The organism is Kribbella sp. NPDC104218 (genome assembly GCF_055584105.1).
Map to the genome: position 1 here is coordinate 903,447 of NZ_JBVJMQ010000002.1, position 20,313 is coordinate 923,759.

Consider the following 20,313-nt stretch of genomic DNA (forward strand, 5'->3'; position numbering starts at 1 on the left):
GGTGTTACTTGCTCCCCGACTTGTACTTGTCGTACGCCTGCTGGTTGATCTCCAGGTATCGGGTCATCCCCGTGCTGTCGAGCCCCTTCACATACGCATCCCACTCGGCGTCGATGTTCTTCGACCCGGTGATGAACGCCAGCTGGTTCTGGTTCACGTAGTTGTTCAGGTTCGTCTGCAGCGTCGCGGTCTCGCCACCCAGGTTCGGGTCCGGCCAGACGATGGCCTGCGGGTACAGCTGCCCCCGGTCCTCGTGGCCTTCGTACAGCTTGGTCGCCTGGAACAGCCGCCGCTCGTAGCCCGCGCCGGAGTAGATGTCCAGCGGGACGACCTGCGCGTTCCGGTACGCCAGGACATTGTGGTACTGCGTCAGCGCGCCCCAGCTGCTGTTCTTCGGGCTGTCCGGCTTCGGCTTGTAGAGCGGCTTGGTGTCCTTGTCCAGCGCGATGTCACCAGCACCGGGCTTGGTCCAGCCGACACCCTCCGGCCCCATGCCGCCGATCATCTGACCCTCGTCGCTGAAGATGTAGTCGAGCATCTTGATCGCCGCGACCTGCGCCTCCTTGCTGGCCTTGTTGGTCAGCAGGAACGTGTAGTTGACCGAGGTCAGGTACTGCTCGCCGGTGTAGCTCTTCCCAGCCGGGCCGGTCAGCGGCGGCGCGGCGTCGTACTGCTTGTCCCGGCCGTCCTTGGAGTCGGACTGGACGAAGATGTACGGGTGCAGCATCGGGCCGGAGCCGATCCGGACGGCCTTCGGGTCGTTGCCCAGGGCCTGCAGCGCCTGCGCGTTCTGGGTGAACGCGGCCTGGTCGATCAGGCCCTCCTTGTACAGCGACGCGATGTACTTCAGGCCCTCCTTCCACTCCGGCGTGTTCACCGGTGTGACGACCTTGTCGCCGTTCAGCGTGAGCAGCGAGCGGACGCCGTTGTTGGCGCCGACCGGGTTGTAGGCGAACGCGTTCATCAAGTACGGGATCAGCGCGGTGTTCTGGATGTCCGCGGTCATCGGGACCTCGTCGGCCTTGCCGTTCCCGTTCGGGTCCTGGGTCTTGAAGGCCGTCAGCACCTTGCGCAGGTCCTCGGTGGTCTTCGGCATCGGCAGGTTGAGCTTCTTCAGCCAGGCCGAGTTGATCCACAGTTTGTCCGGGTACTTGCAGTGGAAGCAGTCGGCCCACTGCGGCAGCGCGTAGATGTGCCCGTCCGGCGCGGTCGACTCCTGCTTGTAGTCCTTGTTCTCGTCCAGGAACTTCTGGATGTTCGGCGCGTTCTCCTTGATCAGGTTCTCCAGCGGCAGCGCGACGCCCTGCTGGCCGAGTTTGAGCACCTCGGCCTGGGTGAAGCCGTCCACCCACGGGATCAGGAAGAACAGGTCCGGGTAGTCGCCGCTGGCCAGCGAGATCTGCCGCTTCTCCTTGGCCGGCCCGGCGTCCATGGTGGTGGTCTGCCAGCGGAACTGGATCTTGAACTTGTCGCTCATGACCTTGGTGACCGCGTTGGTCTCCATGTTGGTGTTCTGGTCGGCCGGGGTGAACGTGTCGATGATGACCTTGCCGTCGGCCGACGTCTCGTTCGCCGCCCCGTCGGACTTGTCCGAGCTGCAGGCAGCCACGGAGGCGAGCAGGCCGGCCGCGCTGAGCGCGACGACCTTGCGCACGGATGAGCGCATTGCTGGTTCCTTTCTGAGGTGGGCTGTTTTCTCAGCCCTTGACCGCGCCGACCATCACGCCCTTGGTGAAGTGGCGGGCGACGAAGGGGTAGATGATCAGTACGGGCAGGCTCGAGATGACGATGAGCGCGTACTTGAGGACACTGGCCATCTGCTGCTGGTCGAGCTGCTGGGCCAGGTTCTGGGTGGTCGTGGCGCTGCCCTGGTTCAGGATCAGGATGTTCCGGAGCACGATCTGCAGCGGGTAGAGACTGGGGTCCTTGAGGTAGATCAGGGCGTCGAAGTAGGTGTTCCACTGGAAGATCGCGTACATCAGTGCGATCACCGCGATCACCGGTTTGGACAGCGGGAGCACGATCGACCAGAGGAAGCGCAGGTCGCTCGCGCCGTCGATGGTGGCCGCCTCGTAGAGCTCGTCCGGGATGGTCGAGCGGAAGAACGTGCGCGCGATGATCACCTGCCACACCCCGATCGCGCTCGGGATCACCATCGCCCACCGGGTGTTCAGCAGGCCCATGTCCTGGACCACCAGGTAGGTCGGGATCAGGCCGCCGGAGAACAGCATCGTGAAGACCAGCAGGCTCATGATCACGTTGCGGCCGAAGAAGGTCTTCCGGGACAGCGGGTAGGCGATCGCGATCGTCAGCGTGACGCTGATCAGCGTGCCGCCGATCGCGTAGATGAACGAGTTCAGGTAGCCCTGCATGATCTGCGGATCGGCGAACGCCGACTGGTACGCCTTCAGACTGGGCTCGACCGGCCACAGCAGCACCCGGCCGGCGCTGACCGCCGACGCGCTGCTGAACGAGTTCGCGACGATGTAGATGATCGGGACGGCGACCACGATCAGCGCGATCCAGAGCATGATCCGGACGCCGACCAGGAAGATCTTGTCGGTCCGGGTCTCCTCGATCGCCAGCCGCCGCGAGCTGTCCGGTTTCGGCGTCCGGCGGAGGGTGGGCAGGGTAATCGTCATGACCAGAGTCCGTTTCCGGTGATCCGCTTGGCGACGAAGTTCACGACGACCAGCAGGACGAGATTGATGACGGAGTTGAACAGCCCGACTGCGGTCGCCATGCTGAAGTCGGCGTTCAGCAGGCCGGTCTTGTAGACGTAGGTCGCGATGATCTCGGACTGCGCCTGGTTCAGCGGGTTCTGCAGCAGGAAGGCCTTCTCGAACCCGATCGACATGATGTTGCCGACGCCGAGGACCAGGATGATCACCGCGGTCGGCATGATGCCGGGCAGGTCGACGTTCCAGATCCGCTGCAAGCGGCTGGCGCCGTCGATCCGGGCCGACTCGTGCAGCGCGGGGTCGATGCCGGCCAGCGCGGCCAGGTAGATGACGGCCGAGTAGCCCGTGGTCTGCCAGACGTCGGACCAGACGTAGATGTGCCGGAAGTAGTCCGGATTACCGAGGAAGTCGACCGCCGGGACGCCGAACAACCCGATCGCGTCGTTCACGAACCCGAGCCGCGGCGACAGCACCAGGATCGTCATCGAGACGACCACGACCGTGGAGATGAAGTACGGCGCGTACGTCACCAGCTGGACGAGCTTCTTGAACCGGCCGTTGCGGATCTCGTTCAGGGCGATGGCCAGGATGATCGGGATCGGGAAGCTGGCCAGGACGGTGTAGGCGGCGAGGATGAAGGTGTTCTTGACCAGGGTCCAGAAGACCGGGTTGGCGAAGAACAGCTCGAAGTTCTTGAAACCGACCCAGTCGCTGCCCCACGGGCCCTTGATCGGCGAGTAGTTCTTGAACGCGATGACGGCGTTGCTGATCGGGATGTACTTGAAGATCACGAAGTACGCGAGCGGCACGATCACCAGCAGGTAGAGCTGCCAGTGCCTGCGCAGGCTGCGTCGCGCCTGGGTCCAGCGGCTGGGCCGGGGCACCGGCGCCCGGGTCACCGCCTTCGCCGCGGCCGGCGCGGGCGGCGCCGGTTTCACCTCGTACGTTGCACTCACTCCGCATCCTTTCCGTCACCGATCGGAGCGAAACCGATATCCGATAGGATCTCGGACCTCACTCACCGGGAGGATGACACAGAACGCGAGACAGCGGAAGAGTCCCCGGCGGTGTCGATACCCGACCTTGACCCAGTCATCGATTTCCCTGGCCCACAAGGGAAATCCTGCGTTGCCCTCAGCAACTAACGGCGAAAACGCCGAATGGCCCGACGGCTGCACCGGCGGACCTGGACACCACACCACAGGGCAGTCCGAGGTCGCTCTGAGCCACCGACACCGGACCACACCACAATTTATTCATTCTGTGAACTATGTCGCAGTCAACCGCCCCCGCCGGACTATGTCAAGACTTGAACCACGCGAGCTGCCGATCGGCAGGATGGGGAGCGGCGCGGACGACGTCCGCGGGGTCGTCGAACGGAAGCGTTCGAGACAGGACCTGACCCGACCATCACGGGGGAACGGCCGGGCCAGGCTGTTTCGATACTACTCCGGTTCGGAGTGCGCGGGCGGGTAAATCGGCGCCGGACGCGCGGAGTTTCGCGGACCCGTGCGGCGCCTAGTCGTCGAGCTCGACGGGGACGCGGCGGCGGTCGTACGAGGTCTTGATCAGGCTGGCGATCGTGGTGACGAAGAGGGTGCCGGCGATGAAGGCCAGCGAGGTGACGATGCCGATGTGCGGGAGATGGATCGAGCCGATGTCGTCGATGTGCGAACCGTGCAGGGCCTCGACGATCAGCTTGACCCCGATGAAGGCGAGGATGACCGAGAGGCCGACGTTCAGGTAGACGATCCGCTCGAGCAGGCCGCCGATCAGGAAGTAGAGCTGGCGCAGGCCCATCAGCGCGAACGCGTTCGCGGTGAGCACGACGTAGGCGTCCTGGGTGAGGCCGAAGATCGCGGGGATCGAGTCCAGCGCGAAGATCACGTTCGCCATCCCGATCGCGGAGATCACGATCACCAGCGGCGTCAGCAGCCGCTTGCCGTCGACCCGGGTCGTCAGCTTGGCGCCGTCGTAGTCGTGCGCCAGCGGCAGCACCCGGCGCATCCCGCGCAGGACGGCGTTCTCCTGGAAATCTTCGTCGTCGTTCTCACCCTCGATCGCCAGCCGGACGGCGGTGTAGACCAGGAAGGCGCCGAAGATGTAGAAGACCCAGCTGGCCGCCGAGATCGCGGCCGCGCCGGCCAGGATGAAGACCGCGCGGAGCAGCATCGAGACCACGATGCCGATGTAGAGCACCTTGTCCTGCGCCAGCGCCGGGACGCCGAAGCGGGCCATGATGATCACGAAGACGAACAGGTTGTCGACGCTCAGGCTGTACTCGGTGATGTAGCCCGCGACGAACTCGCCACCGGTCCGGCTCGGGCTGAACAGGAACAACCCGACCGCGAACAGCGCCGCCAGCCCGACGTAGAACAACACCCACCGGGTCGCGTCCTTGATCGTCACGGTGTGTTTGCGGCGCGCGATCACGATCAGGTCGAACGCGACGATCGCGAGCAGGCCGGCGATCGTGAGCACCCAGACGAGCGGGGACATGACAGAGACCATGACGAACCTCCGGACGCGTTGAAAAGCCTGGTCCGGAGGTCTCTTCCACCCGGATCGCTCCGGGCCGGCAGCACCGGTTCGGCCGCCCAGGCCTCCCGTGATGACGACACTGCCGTCAGGGAATACTCCCCTCCACAAACGCCGCAAGTGTATCCGACTCCGATACATCTGCCACGCCTTCCGGGATCGTATACCGCATACAACCTTCCTGACTAGATCAACCGCCAATGGAATTAGTCACCTATAATGACTGTCATGAACATTGACCATGAAGCAGTCTTCGAGCAGGCCTGGAACGCGCCGGGGACGACGTCGGTCGACCTGCCGCCGGTCCGGGTGAACGACGTCCTGCGGGACCGGTACGACGTGACGCCGCCGTTCCGCTACACCGGCGTCCGGCTGTGGGACATGGAGGCGCGCAAAGCCGCGGCGCCGGACGTCTACATCCCGACCGTGGTGAAGGCAGGCAGCGCGGAGAAGTTCCCGAGTGTGCTGACCAACCAGGTCGAGGACTTCACCCGGATCTCCGATCAGCGACTGTGGGCCGACCCGGACAAGTACGCGACGATCATCGAGCACGTCCGGCTCGACCACGAGCACCGGCGGGCCTTCTTCCTCGGCGCCGAGCGCTTCGAGACCCCGGACGGCCGCGTCGTGACAGCCGGCGCCGGGCAGCCGCTCTTCCACGTCGAGCACTCGGTCGCGGGTGACGAGGACGACCCGCTGAACCTGTGGCGCATCGTGCTGCTGACCGAGGAGTACGACGCCGCCCTCGCGGCCGCGTTCGAGGGACTGGCCAAGGACCCGTACCTGCGGGTGTTCGTCGAGGTCCACCTGCGCGAGGTGCTCGGGTTGCAGGTTGTCAGACGACCGGTCTTGTAGGGTTTCACCCCATCCGGCAGACGCGAGGAGGCAGCCATGACCGAGCGCAGGGACGCGTCGTCCGACTTGGGCGTGCTGGCCGGCCGGCTGCTCTTCTCGGTCCAGGGCGAGCTCTTCCGGCGCCTGCATCGCGCGGGTTTCGACGACATCTCGCCGCGGCACGGCGCGGTGCTCGCCTACCTGCGCGCCGACGGGATCCGGGCCACCGAGCTGGCCCGGCTGTCCGGTCAGCACAAGCAGGTGGTCGGCAAGAACCTCGACGAGCTCGAAGCCCTCGGGTACGTCGAACGCCGTCCCGACCCGGCCGATCGGCGCGCGAAGCTCGTCGTACCGACCGAGCGCGGGCAGGCCGAGATGCAGGCCGCCGACGCAATCATGGCCGAGATCGGCGAACGGCACCGGGAGTCCCTCGGCCCGGCCGCCTACGACCGGTTCATCGCCGACTTCCGCTTCGTCGTCGAGGCCCAGCGCAGTACTACTTAGCCGGGAAGAGCGTCCCTTTCGCGATCCCGATCAGCGAGCGGACGGCGATCGTCCCGATCAGGCCGGTGATCGCGACCAGCACGGCCCACGCGAGGACGTCGTTCGTGATCCAGTGCAGCAGCGCCGACGCGACCGCGGCCCAGGCGAAGGTGAAGGCCCAGAAGCCGAGGGAGAAGTTCAGCCGGGCGAACATCGGCAGCAGCCGCAGCTGGGCCAGCGCCATCAGGACGCCGTACCCGGCCAGGATCTGCGCCATCGTGTCGATCAAGCCGCCGTTCAGCGCGAACCAGGCCAGGCTCGCGACCGCGGCCGGCGCGACCTCGATCGCGAGGGTCGGGATCAGCGGGGTCGGCAGCGCGGGCCGGAAGATGAGCCGGGCCAGGATGATCGAGCCGAGAACGAGCCAGCAGATCATGCCGTAGCCGAACATCACCCGGCCGAGAGCGTGCTGACCGATCTGCGCGGCGCTGGTCGCGGCGACCAGTCCCCCGGCGACCGTCGGCAGGAAGTACCCCGGGTGCAGTTGATCAATCGCGAACTCGGCGTAGATCAGCTGGCCGGTGAACCAGGCTCCATGCAGAGCGCTGAGCCCGATGAAGACGTCGGTCAGGACGGCGCTGAGCGACGGCGCGTAGGGATGCAGCCCGGCGGACAGGATCATCGGCGTGATCACCGCGAGCGAGACGAACGGCGCGAAGACCGGATGCGTGAAGTCGGTGCGGACGGAGCCGCCGGCCAGATAGGCGACGACCGTCGCCAGCCAGGTGACCGCGGCAACGACGAGCAGGGCCCGGCCGATCCCGCCCGGCACGAGGCCGTCGTTCGCGGCCGTCGTCCAGACACCGGCCAGACCACTCAGACCGAACGCCGCGCCGAACGTGTTGGGCGGGATCTTGGGCATCGGATCCGCCTCAGATCTCGACGAGGACGCGCGACGTACCGGAGCCCTGCTCGACATCCTCGTGCGCCGCCGCGATCTGCTCGAGCGGGTAGGTCGCACGGATGTCGTAGTGCAGGTCACCGGCCGCGAGCGCGGCGGTCAGGTCGCGGGCCGCCTCCTGGTTCGCGGCCTCGGGGAAGTCGTCGTTGCTGAGGAAACGCACGGTGACATTCTTGAACGCGAGCTGCCAGAACGGAACGGCGGGTTCGGTTTCGCCGGTCGCGTAAGTCGCGATCGAGCCGCCGTACCGGAGCAGATCGGTCGCGAGCCCGACGTTCTTGTCGAAGGCGAGATCGGCGACCAGGTCGATCGACTCCGCGCCGATCGCGTCGACGATCTGGTCGCGCAGGTCCGGCCCGGCGATGAATGCGTGCTGGGCGCCGAGTTTCAGGGCCGCGTCGCGCTCGGCCGCGCGGCGTACCGTGGCCAGGACGGTCGCACCGCCGCGCCTCGCGGTCGCCAGCGCCGCGCGCCCGACCGCGCCGGTGGCGCCGGTGACCAGGACGTTGCTACCGGCAACGCTGCCGCCGGCCATGATCGCGCGATGCCCGGTGATCCCCGGGATCCCGAGACCGGCTGCCTGGGCGGCATCGACCTGCCCCGGCAGGACGACGGCGCGATCGGCCGGGACGACCGTGTACTCCGCCGCCGTCCCACCCGGGCGGTAGGACTGCGCGAGGTACACCCAGACCCGCTCGCCGATCCGCTCCTTGCCGACTCCGTTGCCCACGGCATCGATGACGCCGACGCCGTCCCCGTGCGGGATCACCCGCGGATACGTCATCACCGAACCCCAGTAGCCCTGGCGTTTGCCGATGTCGCCGACGTGAATACCGGACAGCTCGATCCGGACCCGCACCTCACCGGACGCCGGCTCCGGCGCCGGCAGCTCGCCGGTCTGCAACACATCCCGGGCGGCACCCTGCTGGTCGTACCAGGCGGCTCTCATCGCCGTTCTCCTTCTGAGTTGAGCCCCCGAATCGCTGGGGCGATCTGTTCGCCGAAGCGGCGAATCTGGTCGTCGTCCGCGTGCTCGGGCCAGAGCACGAAGCCGGTGAAGCCGTCCCGCTCGGCGAGCCGGGTGAGGATCTCGATCCAGCCCTTCGCGTCGGTGCGGATGGGTTCGGCGCCCCGCAGCTCGGTGCTGCCGGGCGCCGTGGTGATGGTGCCGACGAGCTGCGCAAGGCGACGGATCGCGGTCGGCTCGCGACCCGCCTCAACGGCCGCGCGGTCGATGATCCGGTTGCTCTCACCCCACCGCTCGTACGGGAGGTACGACGGGATCGGCGCGGCCCAGCCGTCGGCGACGCGCCCGGTCAGCGCGAGGCTGCGCGGGCCTTGCGAGCCCAGCCAGATCTCCACGCCGGCCGGGTCGGGCGCTTGACCGGCGAGGCCGGTGACGGCGTACCACTCCCCCGCCGAGGTGACCTTGGTATTCGGCTGCCAGAGCCGGCGGATCAAGGTGATCGCCTCTTCCTGGGCCGCGAGCGCCTGCCGCGGACTCAGCCGCTCGACGCCCATCGAGGTGATCGCGTCCCAGTAGCCGCCGGCGCCGAGGCCGAGCTGGAACCGGCCGCCGGAGAGGCGGCTCAGCGAACCGGCCACCCGGGCCAGGCCGGGCGCGGGTCGCAGCGGGAGGTTGGCGACGTCCGGGAAGACGTGGATGCGTTCGGTCCGCGCGAGCAGGTCGGCGATCAGCGTGAACGCGTCGAGGTAGCCGGCAACGTACGGATGATCCTGGACGCCGATCAGGTCGAGGCCCGCCCGCTCGGCGGTCAGCGCGAGCGCGCGGTCCTGCTCGATATCCAGCGTCGGCGCGATCGAGACACCGAGAACGGTCATGACACTCCTTTAGTCACCGATGATGATAGTCATCGACTGTGACTAATTCAATCGAGGGGTCCGGATCGTCAGTTGTCAGGCTCTTCCACTACCGTCGAAGCGGGTTTCGACCAGGCCTGAACGGTTGGTTCGGGTCGCGCGTGCCGCCGACGCTGAATCCATGATTTCTCGCCGTGCGGTGCTGGGTGGAGTCGTCGGAGCCGGGGCAGCGTTTCACCTCTGGCCGAACAGCGCGGCCGCGGCCGCGGTCACCGGTCCACCGGTGACGATCCCGCAGGTCCGGGAGTGGGTGGGAGGTAATGGCGCCTACCAGTACGCCGCGAACACCCGGCTGGTGACCGACTCGGCGTCCTTGAGTGGGACGACGGCCACGGTCGCCGAGGATCTACTGGCGTTGACGGGTCGGCGTCCGATCGTCGTCCAGGCCGCTTCGCCGGCGTCCGGAGATGTTTTCTTGACGCTGGTGAACGACACGGAGCTGGGTGACGAGGGGTATCGGCTGATCGTCGGCGATGCCGTCCGGATCGAGGCGCGGACGGCGCGGGGCTGCTTCTACGGGACGCGAACCCTGCTGCAGATGTTGCGGACGGCAACGACCATCCCGGCCGGGACGATCCGCGACTGGCCGGCCTACCCCGAGCGCGGCCTGCTGATCGCGAACGAGCTCCGCGCGCTACCGCTGCTGTGGTGGCAGGAGCAGATCCGCGAAATGGCCTACCTGAAACTCAACCTCCTGTACTTCTACGTCGGCTACCCACTCGCCACCGTCGCCGACATGCAGGACGTCGCAGCCTTCGCCGCCCGCTACCACGTCACCGTCGTCCCCCAACTCAACATGCCCGGCCACATGAACAACGTCACCGGCCACCCCCACCTACCGGGACGACCCCAAAGCCTGGACCTGAGGGGACCGCAGGGCCTCGACTTCGCCCGCCGGAAACTGGAGGAGCTGCTCCCCGCGTTCACGACCCCGACCTGGCACCTCGGCGCCGACGAGTACATGCACCGCGGCGACTACGCCGATTACCCGACGCTCCTCGAGCGCGCACAGGGGATGTTCGGCAGGAACGCGACCGAGCGAGACCTCGTGTACGACTTCGTCAACCACGCGAACGCCGTCGTCCAGGCGCACGGCATGCAGGCGCGGATCTGGAACGACGACCTGTTCCCGAACGCGGTCGTGCGGATCGACAAGAGTGTGGCCATCGAGCACTGGGAGAACTTCGGCGTCCCCGCCCAGCAGTTGCTTGCCGAGGGCTACAAATTGCAGAACTGCCACCGTCACCAGCTGTACTACAACGTCGGCGGCGACCTCGCGCTCGACCCGGAAGAGATCTACCGGGACTTCCGGGTCGGGGCGTTCAACGGCAGCGCGGTCCTCGACACCGACGCCGGCCTGCTCGGGGCGAAGCTGCACGTGTGGATGGACTACGAGACAACCGTTTCGAACTCGGAGATCGCGGCGCATATCTTCGCGCCGATGCGCAGTCTCGCGCAGCGCACGTGGGCGATCGATCGGCCGGTCGAGACGTACGCCGAGTTTGCGCCGCGGATCACCCAGCTCGGGCATGCGCCGGGGAACGAGGGGTGGTTGGGTGAGACGGCTGGGTTGAGTGGGCGGGCGTTCGTGAAGGGGGCCGAGCAGCATGTGCTGGTCGCGGCCGGTGCGGCGGGCGGCGTACTGCACTGGTCCTACAGCGACGCCACCGGCGTGGTGAGCGAACGCTGGCCGGGGCCCGTTCTGCAAGGACAGCCGATCGGCTTCCAGCACGGCGAAGAGCACCACGCCTTCGGCCAGACCGCCGACGGTTCGCTGGCCCACTGGCAATGGACGCCGGGCGACGCCAACGCGCCGCACCTCGACAACTGGAACACCGGCCCCGGCTCCCTGACCTCCGCCCCCGCGGCCCTCGCCTACTTCGACCAGCAACACATCTTCTACCGCAACGCCGCCGGCGGGCTGACGCATCGCTACTACGACCGCTCAAGCCGCGACATCAAAACGGAAGACTGGGGCGGTGCCCTGGAAGGCACCCCAGTCGCCTACGTCTGGAACGACGAGCAGCACGTCTTCGGCCGCGGCCCCGACGGCTCCCTTCGCCACTGGTGGTACACCCCCCGCCAGACCACCACCCCACAACGCGACACCTGGACCGGCCCCAACACCGTCGCCTCCGCACCCACCGGCTTCGCCTACGGCGACCAGCAACACACCTTCTACCGAACCCCCGCCAACCGCCTGGCCCACACCCACTGGGACCAATCAGCCGACCGAATCTCCACCGAGGACTGGGCCGGCGAACTCACCGGCGACCCGGTCGCCTACGTCTGGCGCGACGAACAACACGTCTTCGCCCGCACCCCCGCCAACGCCCTCGCCCACTGGTACTACACCCCCACCCAAACCACCACCCCCGCCCGTGACCTCTGGACCCCACCCAACACCGTCACCACCGACCCCACCGGCTACGCCACCCCCACCCAACAACACACCTTCTACCGAACCCCCACCGCCACCCTCGGCCACCGCTACTGGAACGCCCGCACCAACGAACTGACAACCGACGACTGGCCAGGCTCCCTCCCAGCCTGACAGGCCACGGTTTTCGAGCCTCCGCAGTCCGCACCGCCGCCTACTTAGGCAAAAAGTTTCTGTTTCGGTTGAGGGGTGGGAGATTTTTGCTGGGAGGAGTACAAAGAGGGTCTGAGGTCTTACCGCCCCTAGACCTGGAGGTTGGCATGAGTGTGATGTACGGACTTGTCGGTGAAGCTTCGTGGTTCTGTTGCGGGAACGCGTGGGGACCGTGTGCGAGTACCGGCCGCGGCGCTTGTAACACGTGTCATTCGGGGAACATGCAGCATGCGTGGACGAACACTTCGGACGCTTGTTACGCGATCACGCGGCCGGACAACTGCGGGGTGACCGGGGTGTCCCGGCGGACCTGCGGGTTCCGGCACGCGACGACGAACTTGTGTAACGGCGCGCGGGTCGTGACGGCGATCGCGGACTGCGGGCCGCGGACGCGGTCGTTCTGCGGGGAGCGCGCCTGTTGTGGTGGGACGTGCGCGTCCAACCGGGTGATGGACCTGACGCCGGCCGCGTTCACGCGGATCGCGAGTCTGAGTGCCGGGTTGATTCCGGCCGGCATCGACGTGGGATGAGGTGAGCCGAGATGACAACGACCATGGATCGCCGCGCTCTGCTCACGCGGGCCGCGTTGGGTGCGACCGGACTGATGGCCGCCAGCGCGATGGGTTCGCTGGCGCCGGAGGCCGCGTTCGCCACCGGTCAGCAGTTCCCGGACGCCGGACTGCCGGACCCGGACTTCGCCGAAGGGCTGATCACCGGCCGGAACAAGGATCTCCTGCAGGTACAGGGATCCGACGGCCGGCTGCACAAGATTCAGCTCACCGGAGTGACGAGTATCTGGAAGCTCCAACCGACCACGATCGACGAGGCCCGGATCGGCGACGGCCTGTACGCCCGCGGCGTCAAACTGCCGGACGGCGTCCTGGCTGCCGAGTCGGTCTGGCTCAACATCGTCAACCTGGACGTGATGGTGAACTCGATCGGCCGCTCGAGTCTCAACCTGGACCACCACGGCCAGAAGATCGTCGGCCACGTCCGCCAAGGGATCACCGCGGCGGTCTACAACGGCACCCCGGCCGTCTCCGACCTGACGATGCTCAAGGTCGGCCGGCACGTCCAGGTGATCGGCGCCTGGCGACCGGGGACGACCGAGATCGACATCGCGACGATCTACGCGGCCGGCTGACGCGATGTCCGCGCACCAGCTGGCGGCCGCCCAGCCGCTGCTGATCGGCTTGATCCTGCTCTGGTCGGCGTACGGCAAGCTCTTCGGCCGGGACGTCGCCGAGCAGGCGAAGAAGACCGCATTGCCACGACTGGTCGGCGAGCGTCGCGCCGCACCGGTCTACCGGGCAGTCGGCGGGATCGAGGTCGCCCTCGCACTCGCCCTGCTCCTCCCGCCCGTCTCGATCGTCGAACCGCTCGCCGCGGCAGCTCTGTTCGCGGGGTTCACCGGCTATCTGATCTACGCCAAACGGATGGTCCCGGAGGCGTCCTGCGGCTGTACGGGCGCCGCCGCCAAACCCGTCGGCTATCGCGCGATCGTCCGCGCATCGTTGCTCCTGGCAACATCATTGGCGGCCCTCACCGCCACCGAAGGATGGTGGTCGACCGGCCCGACGACGCTCGTCCTCCTCCTGGAGGCCGCTGCGTACGTCGTCCTGTCGGCCGAGCTGGACCGCTACTGGCTACTCCCGCTCCGGCGGCTTCGCGTCCGCCTCAGCCATCCCCTCGCCGGTACGACGTCCACCGGCACTCCGCTCGCGGCGACCCAACGCCGCCTGATGCACAGCCCGGCGTACCGAGCCGTCACCGGACTGCTGCGTTCCGATATTCGCGACTACTGGGACGACGAAGATTGGCGGTACGTCAGCTACACCGCCAGGTACGACGGCCGCCCGGCGACCGCCGTGTTCGCCGTACCGCATACCGGTGACGCCGTCCGCGTCGCCGTCGTCGACGACGATTCCGGTCAAACGCTGTACCGGCCCGTCGCCCTACCGGCCTGATCCTCCGCCCCTGTCCGGAAAGCGCCTTCCCTCCTGTTGACAGTCGTCGACAGAAGGTGGTGTCATCACCACACATCGTTAGGAAGTCTTCCTAACGATGTGTGGTTTCCCCTGCAGCTCCTCCGCCCCGGAACCCAGGAGAACTGATGACACCTCGCTCGCTCCGGCGTGCCGCCGTGTCGGCTGCGACGGCTCTGGCCGCAGCCCTCGCGCTGGTCGCCGCCGCTCCGCCGTCCGCCACCGCCGCCCCCACCGACTACCAGGCCGAGGACGCGACCATCTCGCAAGGCGTGGTCGAGTCCAACCATGCCGGGTTCACCGGCAGCGGCTTCGTCAACTACGACAACCTCGTCGGCAGCTACGTCGAATGGACCGTCAGCGCCCCGGCCGGGCCCGCCGACGTGACGCTGCGCTTCGCCAACGGGACGGCGGCCACCCGGCCGCTGGACTGGACGGTGAACGGCCAGGCCGGCGCCGTCGGGATCACCTATCCCGGCACCGGCGCCTGGACCACCTGGCAGACCAAGACCGTCCGCCTCCAACTCGTTGCCGGAGTCAACAAGATCCGGGCCCGCGCGACCACCGCCGACGGCGGCCCGAACGCGGACCGGCTGACCGTCAACCCGACCACGAACGACACCAACCCGCCGTCCCCGCCGGGCAACCTGGTGGTCAGCAACATCCGGTCGAACGCCGCGACCTTCACCTGGACCGCCGCGTCGGACGACGTCGGCGTGACCCGGTACGAGATCAACCGCGGCGGGAACGTCCTCAAGGTCGTCGACGCGAACACGCTGTCCGCGACCGTGGACACCCTGACCGCCAACACGCAGTACGACATCTCGGTCGGCGCCTACGACGCCGCGGGCAACGCCTCGCAGCAGAGCAACGTGGTCGCCTTCACGACCCCGCCGAGTAACGACACCCAGCCGCCGACGGCGCCGGGCAACCTGCGGTCGACGTCCGTGACCGCGAACAGCGTCTCGCTGGCCTGGAACGCATCCACTGACAACAGCGGCAGCATCGCCGGGTACGACGTCTACCAGGGCGCGACCAAGGTCGCGTCGACCGGCTCGCTGACCACGACCGTGACCGGGCTGACGCCGAACACCAACTACACGTTCACGGTCAAGGCCCGCGACCCGAACAACAACGAGTCGGCGGCGAGTAACGCGCTGACCGTGCGGACGTCGGCGACCGGTGGCGGCGGTATCCCGGCGTTCGACCGAGACATCGCGAAGGTCGACCTCGGCTGGAGCGTCGCGTTCCTGCCGGACGGCTCGGCGCTCGTCACCGAGCGGGACCGGTTCGAGGTCGTGCGGGTGACCTCGACGGGTGCGAAGACCACGCTGGGCAAGGTCCCGGGCGCGGTGACGACCACCGGTGAGGGCGGCCTGCTCGGCATCGCCGTCTCGCCGACCTTCGCCACCGACAACTGGGTGTACTTCTACCACACGGCCGCCAACGACAACCGGGTCGTGCGGATGAAGCTGGTGAACGGCGTCCTGGCCACGACGTCGTCGCCGGTGCTGACCGGGCTGACCAAGAACCGCTTCCACAACGGCGGCCGGATCGGCTTCGGTCCGGACGGCAAGCTGTACGCGTCGGTCGGCGACGCGCAGAACACCGGGAACGCGCAGAACAACGGCTCGCTGAACGGCAAGATCCTGCGGATGAACCCGGACGGCACCGCGCCGAGCGACAACCCGTTCTTCAGCAGCGGCGGTAACGCCCGCTACGTCTGGAGCCGCGGCCACCGCAACCCGCAGGGTCTGGCCTGGGACTCCCGCGGTCAGCTGTGGGCCTCGGAGTTCGGTGAGAACAGCCAGGACGAGCTCAACCTGATCCAGAAGGGCGGCAACTACGGCTGGCCGTCCTGCGAGGGGACCATCGGCAGCTGCGGCGGCTTCATCGCGCCGAAGCGCACCTGGTCGACGTCCCAGGCCGGCCCGAGCGGGATCGAGATCGTCAACGACTGGATCTACATCGCCGGCGTCACCGGCTCGCAGTTGTGGGTCACGCAGATCAACTCCGCCGGTAACGGCGTCGGCAACCCGCAAGCGGTCTTCTCCGGCCGCTGGGGCCGCCTGCGCAGCGTCACCAAGACGCCCGACGGAGGCCTCTGGCTGACCTCCACCAACGGCGACCGCAACGGCGGTAGCCCGAACACTCTCGACAACGTGATCGTCCGCCTCCGCTTCGGCTGACGCCAACGACATGAGGTAGTCCCTCCGAAACCGCCCGGCCGCTCGATCCTGAGCGTGCCGGGCGGTCTACGTAGACGACTACGTCATGTCGTTACGGACGCGGTCGCCCGAAATCCGAGTACTGCGGCACGCCGGACTCCACAGCCTGCAGCGCGAGCCCGAGCCGGCGGTACATCGACGGCTTCAGCCGCGGCCGTGCGTCCTCGAGTGTCAGGAACACCGCCGTCCGCACCTCCCCCGCCTGTAACACCAGCTCCTCGTCCCCGTTCAGGACGCCGCCGTCGAACACGAACGCGAGCGCGTCGTGCCACACGCCGCGCGCGGGATCCCAGTCGGCCACCAGCATCGGCCCGATGGCCAGCTGCAGCCCGACCTCCTCCAAGACCTCCCGCCGGCACGCGTCGTACGGCGACTCGTCCGCCTCGGCGATCCCACCCGGAATATCCAGCATCGGCTTGTACGTCGGCTCGATGAACAAGATCCGCCCGTCCCGGTCCCGGATCAACGCCCCACCCGCAACCCGCTTCCGCGGCAACCGCCCTGCGACTCCGGGATGAAACTCCGGCTCCGGCGGACCATCGGCCATCAGGTCGTCCTGTCGATTCACGCCACCATCATGCATCCCGGACGACGAAGCGGTACGTCCCGATCACCCCGATACCCGCGATCCAGGCGAGCGTGATCCCGGTGGACTGCAAGGGCAGCCACCCGGGATCGCCCAGAACCGGCCCGAGGAGCAACGCGCTGACCAAGGTGATCACCAGCGCGGGCACGAACTGTCGCACCAGCAGCGCGACCACATGGGCAAGCAGGCCGCTCAACATCAGGAACACGACTCCGTCGAGCGATCCGAGGCTCACCGCGAAGCTGGTCGCCGCCACGATCAGCAAGCAGGCGGCGGACTTCGCGGCCACGAACTGCCAGCGGTTCGGGACTGCGCCCAGCGAGGTTCGGTACTGGCGGCCGACGTACTCGTGGGCGATCGGCAGGATGCCCAGCACGATCAGCCCTGGCTGGGCGTAGTCCGCGACGGGTTCGCCCGCGGTGCTGACGACGACGGCGACCAGCAGGGTCGCGGCGACAATGATGGTTGTCATCGGCAACGTCCGGAGCTTGGTCAGCTCCGCGAGCAGGAGCCGCATCACGCGTCCCGCCGGGCCAGCACGAGACCGGCGATCACACACAACCCGATTGCCCAGCCGGTCATCACCAGCGCGCCCGGGACGGCGTCCAGACCGCCATCGACCGTCCGGACGCCGGTGAAGAGCCGCCGCCCAGCCAGATCCGGGAGCCAGTGCGCCAACGGGGTGAGCTTCGACAGCAGGAACGAGAACGAGACAACCGAGCTGTTCACGATCATCACGACCAGCGGCAGGACGCCGTTGCGCGCCAGTACCGTGATCGCGAAACCGATCAATGCGCTCAAGACCCAATAGAGCGTGCCGCGCAGGTATCCCGGCACCGTCAGAACCGGATCCGCACCAGCCAATGCGGCTACCCCGAACGCCGTAGGCAACGTGAGGGCAGCCGTCGCGAGCACGAGCAGGACGACGCTGATCGCCTTGGCGACCAGGATCGACGTACGGCGTGGGTTCGCGACCATCGTGCTGGTGATCTGTCGGCCGCCACCGGCGTCCGCGCTGTTGGCGGTGTACTCGCTACTGAAGACGACGACTCCGATGACCACCGCGCCGACCGTGCCGAGCGGGAGGACCGAAAGGACCGGCGATCCTTGGTCGGCGGTCACCACGGTGAGGGCGACCACGCCGAGGAACGTCACCGCGAATCCGGCCCAGACGGCCGGCAGTGTGCCTGCCTTCCGCAGCTCGGCGTACAGGTGATTCATCGAGTCACCTCGCCGGTGAGTGCGAAGAACGCTTCCTCGAGGTTGTCGTAGCCGGCGGTCACCTCGTCGAGTGTCCCGGTCGACACGATGCGGCCGCCCGCGATCACCACCAAGTCGTCGGCGACGTCCGCGACCTCGCTCATCAGGTGGCTGGACAGCAGGACCGTGCCCCCGGCGTCCGCATGCCCGCGGAGCAACCGCCGGATCCAGCGGATGCCGGCCGGGTCGAGACCGTTCACCGGCTCGTCGAGGACGAGCGTCGCCGGCTCGCCCAGCAGCGCGGTCGCGATGCCCAGTCGCTGGCCCATTCCGAGCGAGTACTTCGCCACCCGCATCCGGGCGGCGTCGGCAAGACCGACCTCATCGAGCACCTGCCCGACCCTGCGTCGGTCGATACCGTTGCTCTGGGCAACCCAGGTCAAGTGGCTGCGTGCGGTCCGGGACCGGTGCGCGCCGGAGCCCTCGAGCATGGATCCGACGCTGCGCAGCGGGTCTCGGAGCGTCCGGTACGGGCGTCCGCCGATCACCGCGCTGCCCGCGTCGGGGCGGTCGAGACCGAGCAGGATCCGCAGCGTCGAGGACTTACCGGCGCCGTTCGGGCCGAGGAACGCGGTGACGCGTCCGGGGCGCGCCTCGAACGTGACGTGATCCAGGACGGTCCGGGATCGATGGCGTTTGACGAGCTGGTCGATCGAGATCATCGGCCCATCCCAGCCGCCCGCGATCCGGCGGTCATCGGCCTCAGGTTCGGACCGCTTCGGCCCGTGGTCCATCAGACCCAGGGCCGAGGTCGCGACCCGTCCGGAAACCTAGACTGAGCCGATGGACGGTCGGCCGGTACTGCGCTCCCGGGCGTGGCCGATTGCGGTCGGCGTCCTCATCCTGCTGCTCCTCGTCCTCGCGGCTGTCGGCGCGAGCCCACCGGTGGCAGCGATCGCGGTCACGCTCGTGGTGGTGTGTGCCGCGGCGGCGGTGGTCGCTTGGGCCCTGTGGCAGACCCGCCGCCAGCGCCGCCGGTTCGAACACGAGCTGACGGAGTGGGCCGCGGAGCGGGCCGCGCATGCCGAGCGGCTGCGCATCGCTCGCGAGCTGCATGATCTCGCCTCGCACGGGCTCGGCCTGATCACCGTCCGCGCCGCCGCCGCACGCCGGGTCACTGGGCCGGGCGGTGAGTCCGAGCGGGCCGCCGCACTCACCGATATCGAGGCGGCCGGCCGCGCGGCGACCACCGAGCTGCGCCGGATGCTCGCCGTACTGCGCACGCCCGGCGCATCACTGCGGCCGGCTGACTCACTGGCCGATCTGCCCCACATCGTCGCTTCGGCCCGCCGGAGCGGAGTCGAGGCGCGGGCCGAGATCGGCGAGCTCGGCGGCGTCTCCGGCGGGGTCCAGCTCGCGGTGTGCGCCGTCGTCCGCGAGGCGCTCGCCAACACCGCTCGGCACGCCGGGCCGACCCGCGCGCAGGTCGTCGTACGCCGAACCGGCGACGCGATCGTGGTGACGGTCGCCGACGACGGCCCCGGCCCTGATTGGACGCCGCACCCGGGCGCGGGCGCCGGGCTCACCGGGCTGCGGGAGCGGATCGCGGCGCTGGGCGGCAGTCTCACGGCGGGACCGGCGGGCGACGGGTACGAGCTGGTCGCAGAGCTTCCCGAGGCTCGATGACAACCCGCGTCCTGGTGGTGGACGATCAGCCGCTGATCCGGCACAGCCTGCGGCTGATCGTGGACGGCGCCGCCGATCTCGTCGTGGTCGGTGAGGCTGGGACCGGTGACAGCGCGGTGCTGCAGGCGGGTGAGCTGCGACCGGACGTCGTCCTGATGGACATTCGGATGCCCGGCGGCGATGGGATCGACGCGACCCGGCGGATCGTCGCCGATCCGCGCCTGACGACGACCCGGGTGCTCGTGCTCAGCATGTTCGAGCTCGACGAATACGTTCATGCCGCGCTGCGCGCCGGGGCCAGCGGCTTTCTGCTGAAGGACGCCGAGCCCGAACGGCTGCTCGACGCCGTACGCCGAACCGCCGCGGGTGAGTCGTTGTTCGCCCCGAGCATCCTGACCCGGCTCGTCGAGCACTACCTTTCGGTGCCGACAGCAACCAATGCGCCGGCGTCACTCACCGACCGCGAGACCGAGGTGCTCGCGTTGGTCGGCCGCGGCCTGTCCAACCAGGAGATCATGCGGACCTTGCACATCTCGACCGGCACCGTGAAGACCCACATCGGCAATCTGCTCGCCAAACTGCACGCCCGCGACCGCGCGCAGCTCGTCATCGCCGCCTACGACCACGGGCTCGTCACACCGCGGATGTGACCGGCGT

20 protein-coding genes are annotated in these 20,313 nt (G+C 68.1%); 8 read left to right on the forward strand and 12 right to left on the reverse strand.

Annotated elements, in window-relative coordinates; genetic code table 11:
- Window positions 1-4: 4 nt before the first annotated feature.
- The 4 genes from ACZ6ZD_RS20095 to ACZ6ZD_RS20110 form a co-directional block, all read right to left on the reverse strand.
- Window positions 5-1,666: a type 2 periplasmic-binding domain-containing protein gene (locus ACZ6ZD_RS20095; RefSeq protein ID WP_465674205.1), complete on the reverse strand. Its 1,662-nt coding sequence runs from the start codon at window positions 1,664-1,666 to the stop codon at window positions 5-7.
- 31 nt (window positions 1,667-1,697) lie between these two features.
- Entirely contained in the window at window positions 1,698-2,642 is a 945-nt protein-coding gene (locus ACZ6ZD_RS20100; protein WP_465674207.1) for a carbohydrate ABC transporter permease, read from the reverse strand.
- Complete coding sequence (locus ACZ6ZD_RS20105) at window positions 2,639-3,637, reverse strand: ABC transporter permease (protein ID WP_465674209.1); 999 nt, start codon at window positions 3,635-3,637, stop codon at window positions 2,639-2,641. Before ACZ6ZD_RS20105 ends, ACZ6ZD_RS20100 begins: the two co-directional genes overlap by 4 nt.
- Before the next feature lie 562 nt (window positions 3,638-4,199).
- Window positions 4,200-5,180: a TerC/Alx family metal homeostasis membrane protein gene (locus ACZ6ZD_RS20110; RefSeq protein WP_465674211.1), complete on the reverse strand. Its 981-nt coding sequence runs from the start codon at window positions 5,178-5,180 to the stop codon at window positions 4,200-4,202.
- A gap of 267 nt (window positions 5,181-5,447) precedes the next feature.
- On the opposite strand from ACZ6ZD_RS20110, the gene ACZ6ZD_RS20115 reads away from it, so the two are divergent.
- Both ACZ6ZD_RS20115 and ACZ6ZD_RS20120 read left to right on the forward strand, forming a co-directional pair.
- Window positions 5,448-6,074 (forward strand): hypothetical protein, encoded by a 627-nt coding sequence (locus ACZ6ZD_RS20115; protein WP_465674213.1) that lies wholly within the window; start codon window positions 5,448-5,450, stop codon window positions 6,072-6,074.
- 36 nt (window positions 6,075-6,110) lie between these two features.
- Entirely contained in the window at window positions 6,111-6,557 is a 447-nt protein-coding gene (locus tag ACZ6ZD_RS20120; RefSeq protein ID WP_465674215.1) for a MarR family winged helix-turn-helix transcriptional regulator, read from the forward strand.
- Here the strand turns inward: ACZ6ZD_RS20120 and ACZ6ZD_RS20125 are convergent.
- Genes ACZ6ZD_RS20125 through ACZ6ZD_RS20135 form a run of 3 tightly spaced genes read right to left on the reverse strand, consistent with a single transcriptional unit; the run spans window position 6,550 to window position 9,339 of the window.
- Window positions 6,550-7,458, reverse strand: coding sequence for an SLAC1 family transporter (locus tag ACZ6ZD_RS20125; RefSeq protein WP_465674217.1), 909 nt, complete (start codon window positions 7,456-7,458; stop codon window positions 6,550-6,552). The genes ACZ6ZD_RS20120 and ACZ6ZD_RS20125 overlap by 8 nt on opposite strands.
- A gap of 10 nt (window positions 7,459-7,468) precedes the next feature.
- Entirely contained in the window at window positions 7,469-8,446 is a 978-nt protein-coding gene (locus ACZ6ZD_RS20130; RefSeq protein ID WP_465674219.1) for an NADPH:quinone reductase, read from the reverse strand.
- Complete coding sequence (locus ACZ6ZD_RS20135) at window positions 8,443-9,339, reverse strand: LLM class flavin-dependent oxidoreductase (protein ID WP_465674221.1); 897 nt, start codon at window positions 9,337-9,339, stop codon at window positions 8,443-8,445. Before ACZ6ZD_RS20135 ends, ACZ6ZD_RS20130 begins: the two co-directional genes overlap by 4 nt.
- Window positions 9,340-9,499: 160 nt before the next feature.
- Here ACZ6ZD_RS20135 and ACZ6ZD_RS20140 point away from each other — a divergent pair, with 160 nt between their 5' ends.
- Window positions 9,500-11,932: a glycoside hydrolase family 20 zincin-like fold domain-containing protein gene (locus ACZ6ZD_RS20140; RefSeq protein WP_465674223.1), complete on the forward strand. Its 2,433-nt coding sequence runs from the start codon at window positions 9,500-9,502 to the stop codon at window positions 11,930-11,932.
- 295 nt (window positions 11,933-12,227) lie between these two features.
- Here the strand turns inward: ACZ6ZD_RS20140 and ACZ6ZD_RS20145 are convergent, their stop codons facing one another.
- On the reverse strand, window positions 12,228-12,488 hold the full coding sequence (locus ACZ6ZD_RS20145; RefSeq protein WP_465674225.1) for a hypothetical protein: 261 nt from the start codon (window positions 12,486-12,488) through the stop codon (window positions 12,228-12,230).
- Window positions 12,489-12,512: 24 nt separating this feature from the next.
- On the opposite strand from ACZ6ZD_RS20145, the gene ACZ6ZD_RS20150 reads away from it, so the two are divergent.
- The 3 genes from ACZ6ZD_RS20150 (at window position 12,513) to ACZ6ZD_RS20160 (ending at window position 16,145) form a co-directional block, all read left to right on the forward strand.
- A complete protein-coding gene (locus ACZ6ZD_RS20150) occupies window positions 12,513-13,115 on the forward strand; it encodes a cell wall protein (protein ID WP_465674227.1) in 603 nt (200 codons plus the stop codon).
- A 4-nt stretch (window positions 13,116-13,119) separates the two neighbouring features.
- Window positions 13,120-13,938 (forward strand): MauE/DoxX family redox-associated membrane protein, encoded by an 819-nt coding sequence (locus tag ACZ6ZD_RS20155; protein ID WP_465674229.1) that lies wholly within the window; start codon window positions 13,120-13,122, stop codon window positions 13,936-13,938.
- A 146-nt stretch (window positions 13,939-14,084) separates the two neighbouring features.
- The gene (locus ACZ6ZD_RS20160; RefSeq protein ID WP_465674231.1) at window positions 14,085-16,145 is read left to right on the forward strand and encodes a PQQ-dependent sugar dehydrogenase; all 2,061 of its coding nucleotides are present in this window, start codon (window positions 14,085-14,087) and stop codon (window positions 16,143-16,145) included.
- Between the two features lie 91 nt (window positions 16,146-16,236).
- Here ACZ6ZD_RS20160 and ACZ6ZD_RS20165 read toward each other — a convergent pair whose 3' ends face one another.
- Genes ACZ6ZD_RS20165 through ACZ6ZD_RS20180 form a run of 4 tightly spaced genes read right to left on the reverse strand, consistent with a single transcriptional unit; the run spans window position 16,237 to window position 18,692 of the window.
- Complete coding sequence (locus ACZ6ZD_RS20165; RefSeq protein ID WP_465674233.1) at window positions 16,237-16,752, reverse strand: NUDIX domain-containing protein; 516 nt, start codon at window positions 16,750-16,752, stop codon at window positions 16,237-16,239.
- 7 nt (window positions 16,753-16,759) lie between these two features.
- Entirely contained in the window at window positions 16,760-17,287 is a 528-nt protein-coding gene (locus ACZ6ZD_RS20170; protein ID WP_465674235.1) for a hypothetical protein, read from the reverse strand.
- Window positions 17,287-17,991, reverse strand: coding sequence for a hypothetical protein (locus ACZ6ZD_RS20175; protein WP_465674237.1), 705 nt, complete (start codon window positions 17,989-17,991; stop codon window positions 17,287-17,289). Before ACZ6ZD_RS20175 ends, ACZ6ZD_RS20170 begins: the two co-directional genes overlap by 1 nt.
- Window positions 17,988-18,692: an ABC transporter ATP-binding protein gene (locus tag ACZ6ZD_RS20180; RefSeq protein ID WP_465674239.1), complete on the reverse strand. Its 705-nt coding sequence runs from the start codon at window positions 18,690-18,692 to the stop codon at window positions 17,988-17,990. The genes ACZ6ZD_RS20175 and ACZ6ZD_RS20180 overlap by 4 nt, the downstream gene beginning before the upstream one ends.
- A 121-nt stretch (window positions 18,693-18,813) precedes the next feature.
- Here ACZ6ZD_RS20180 and ACZ6ZD_RS20185 point away from each other — a divergent pair, with 121 nt between their 5' ends.
- Entirely contained in the window at window positions 18,814-19,656 is an 843-nt protein-coding gene (locus ACZ6ZD_RS20185) for a sensor histidine kinase (protein ID WP_465674241.1), read from the forward strand.
- Window positions 19,653-20,306 (forward strand): response regulator, encoded by a 654-nt coding sequence (locus tag ACZ6ZD_RS20190; RefSeq protein WP_465674243.1) that lies wholly within the window; start codon window positions 19,653-19,655, stop codon window positions 20,304-20,306. The genes ACZ6ZD_RS20185 and ACZ6ZD_RS20190 overlap by 4 nt, the downstream gene beginning before the upstream one ends.
- Window positions 20,307-20,313 lie beyond the last annotated feature (7 nt).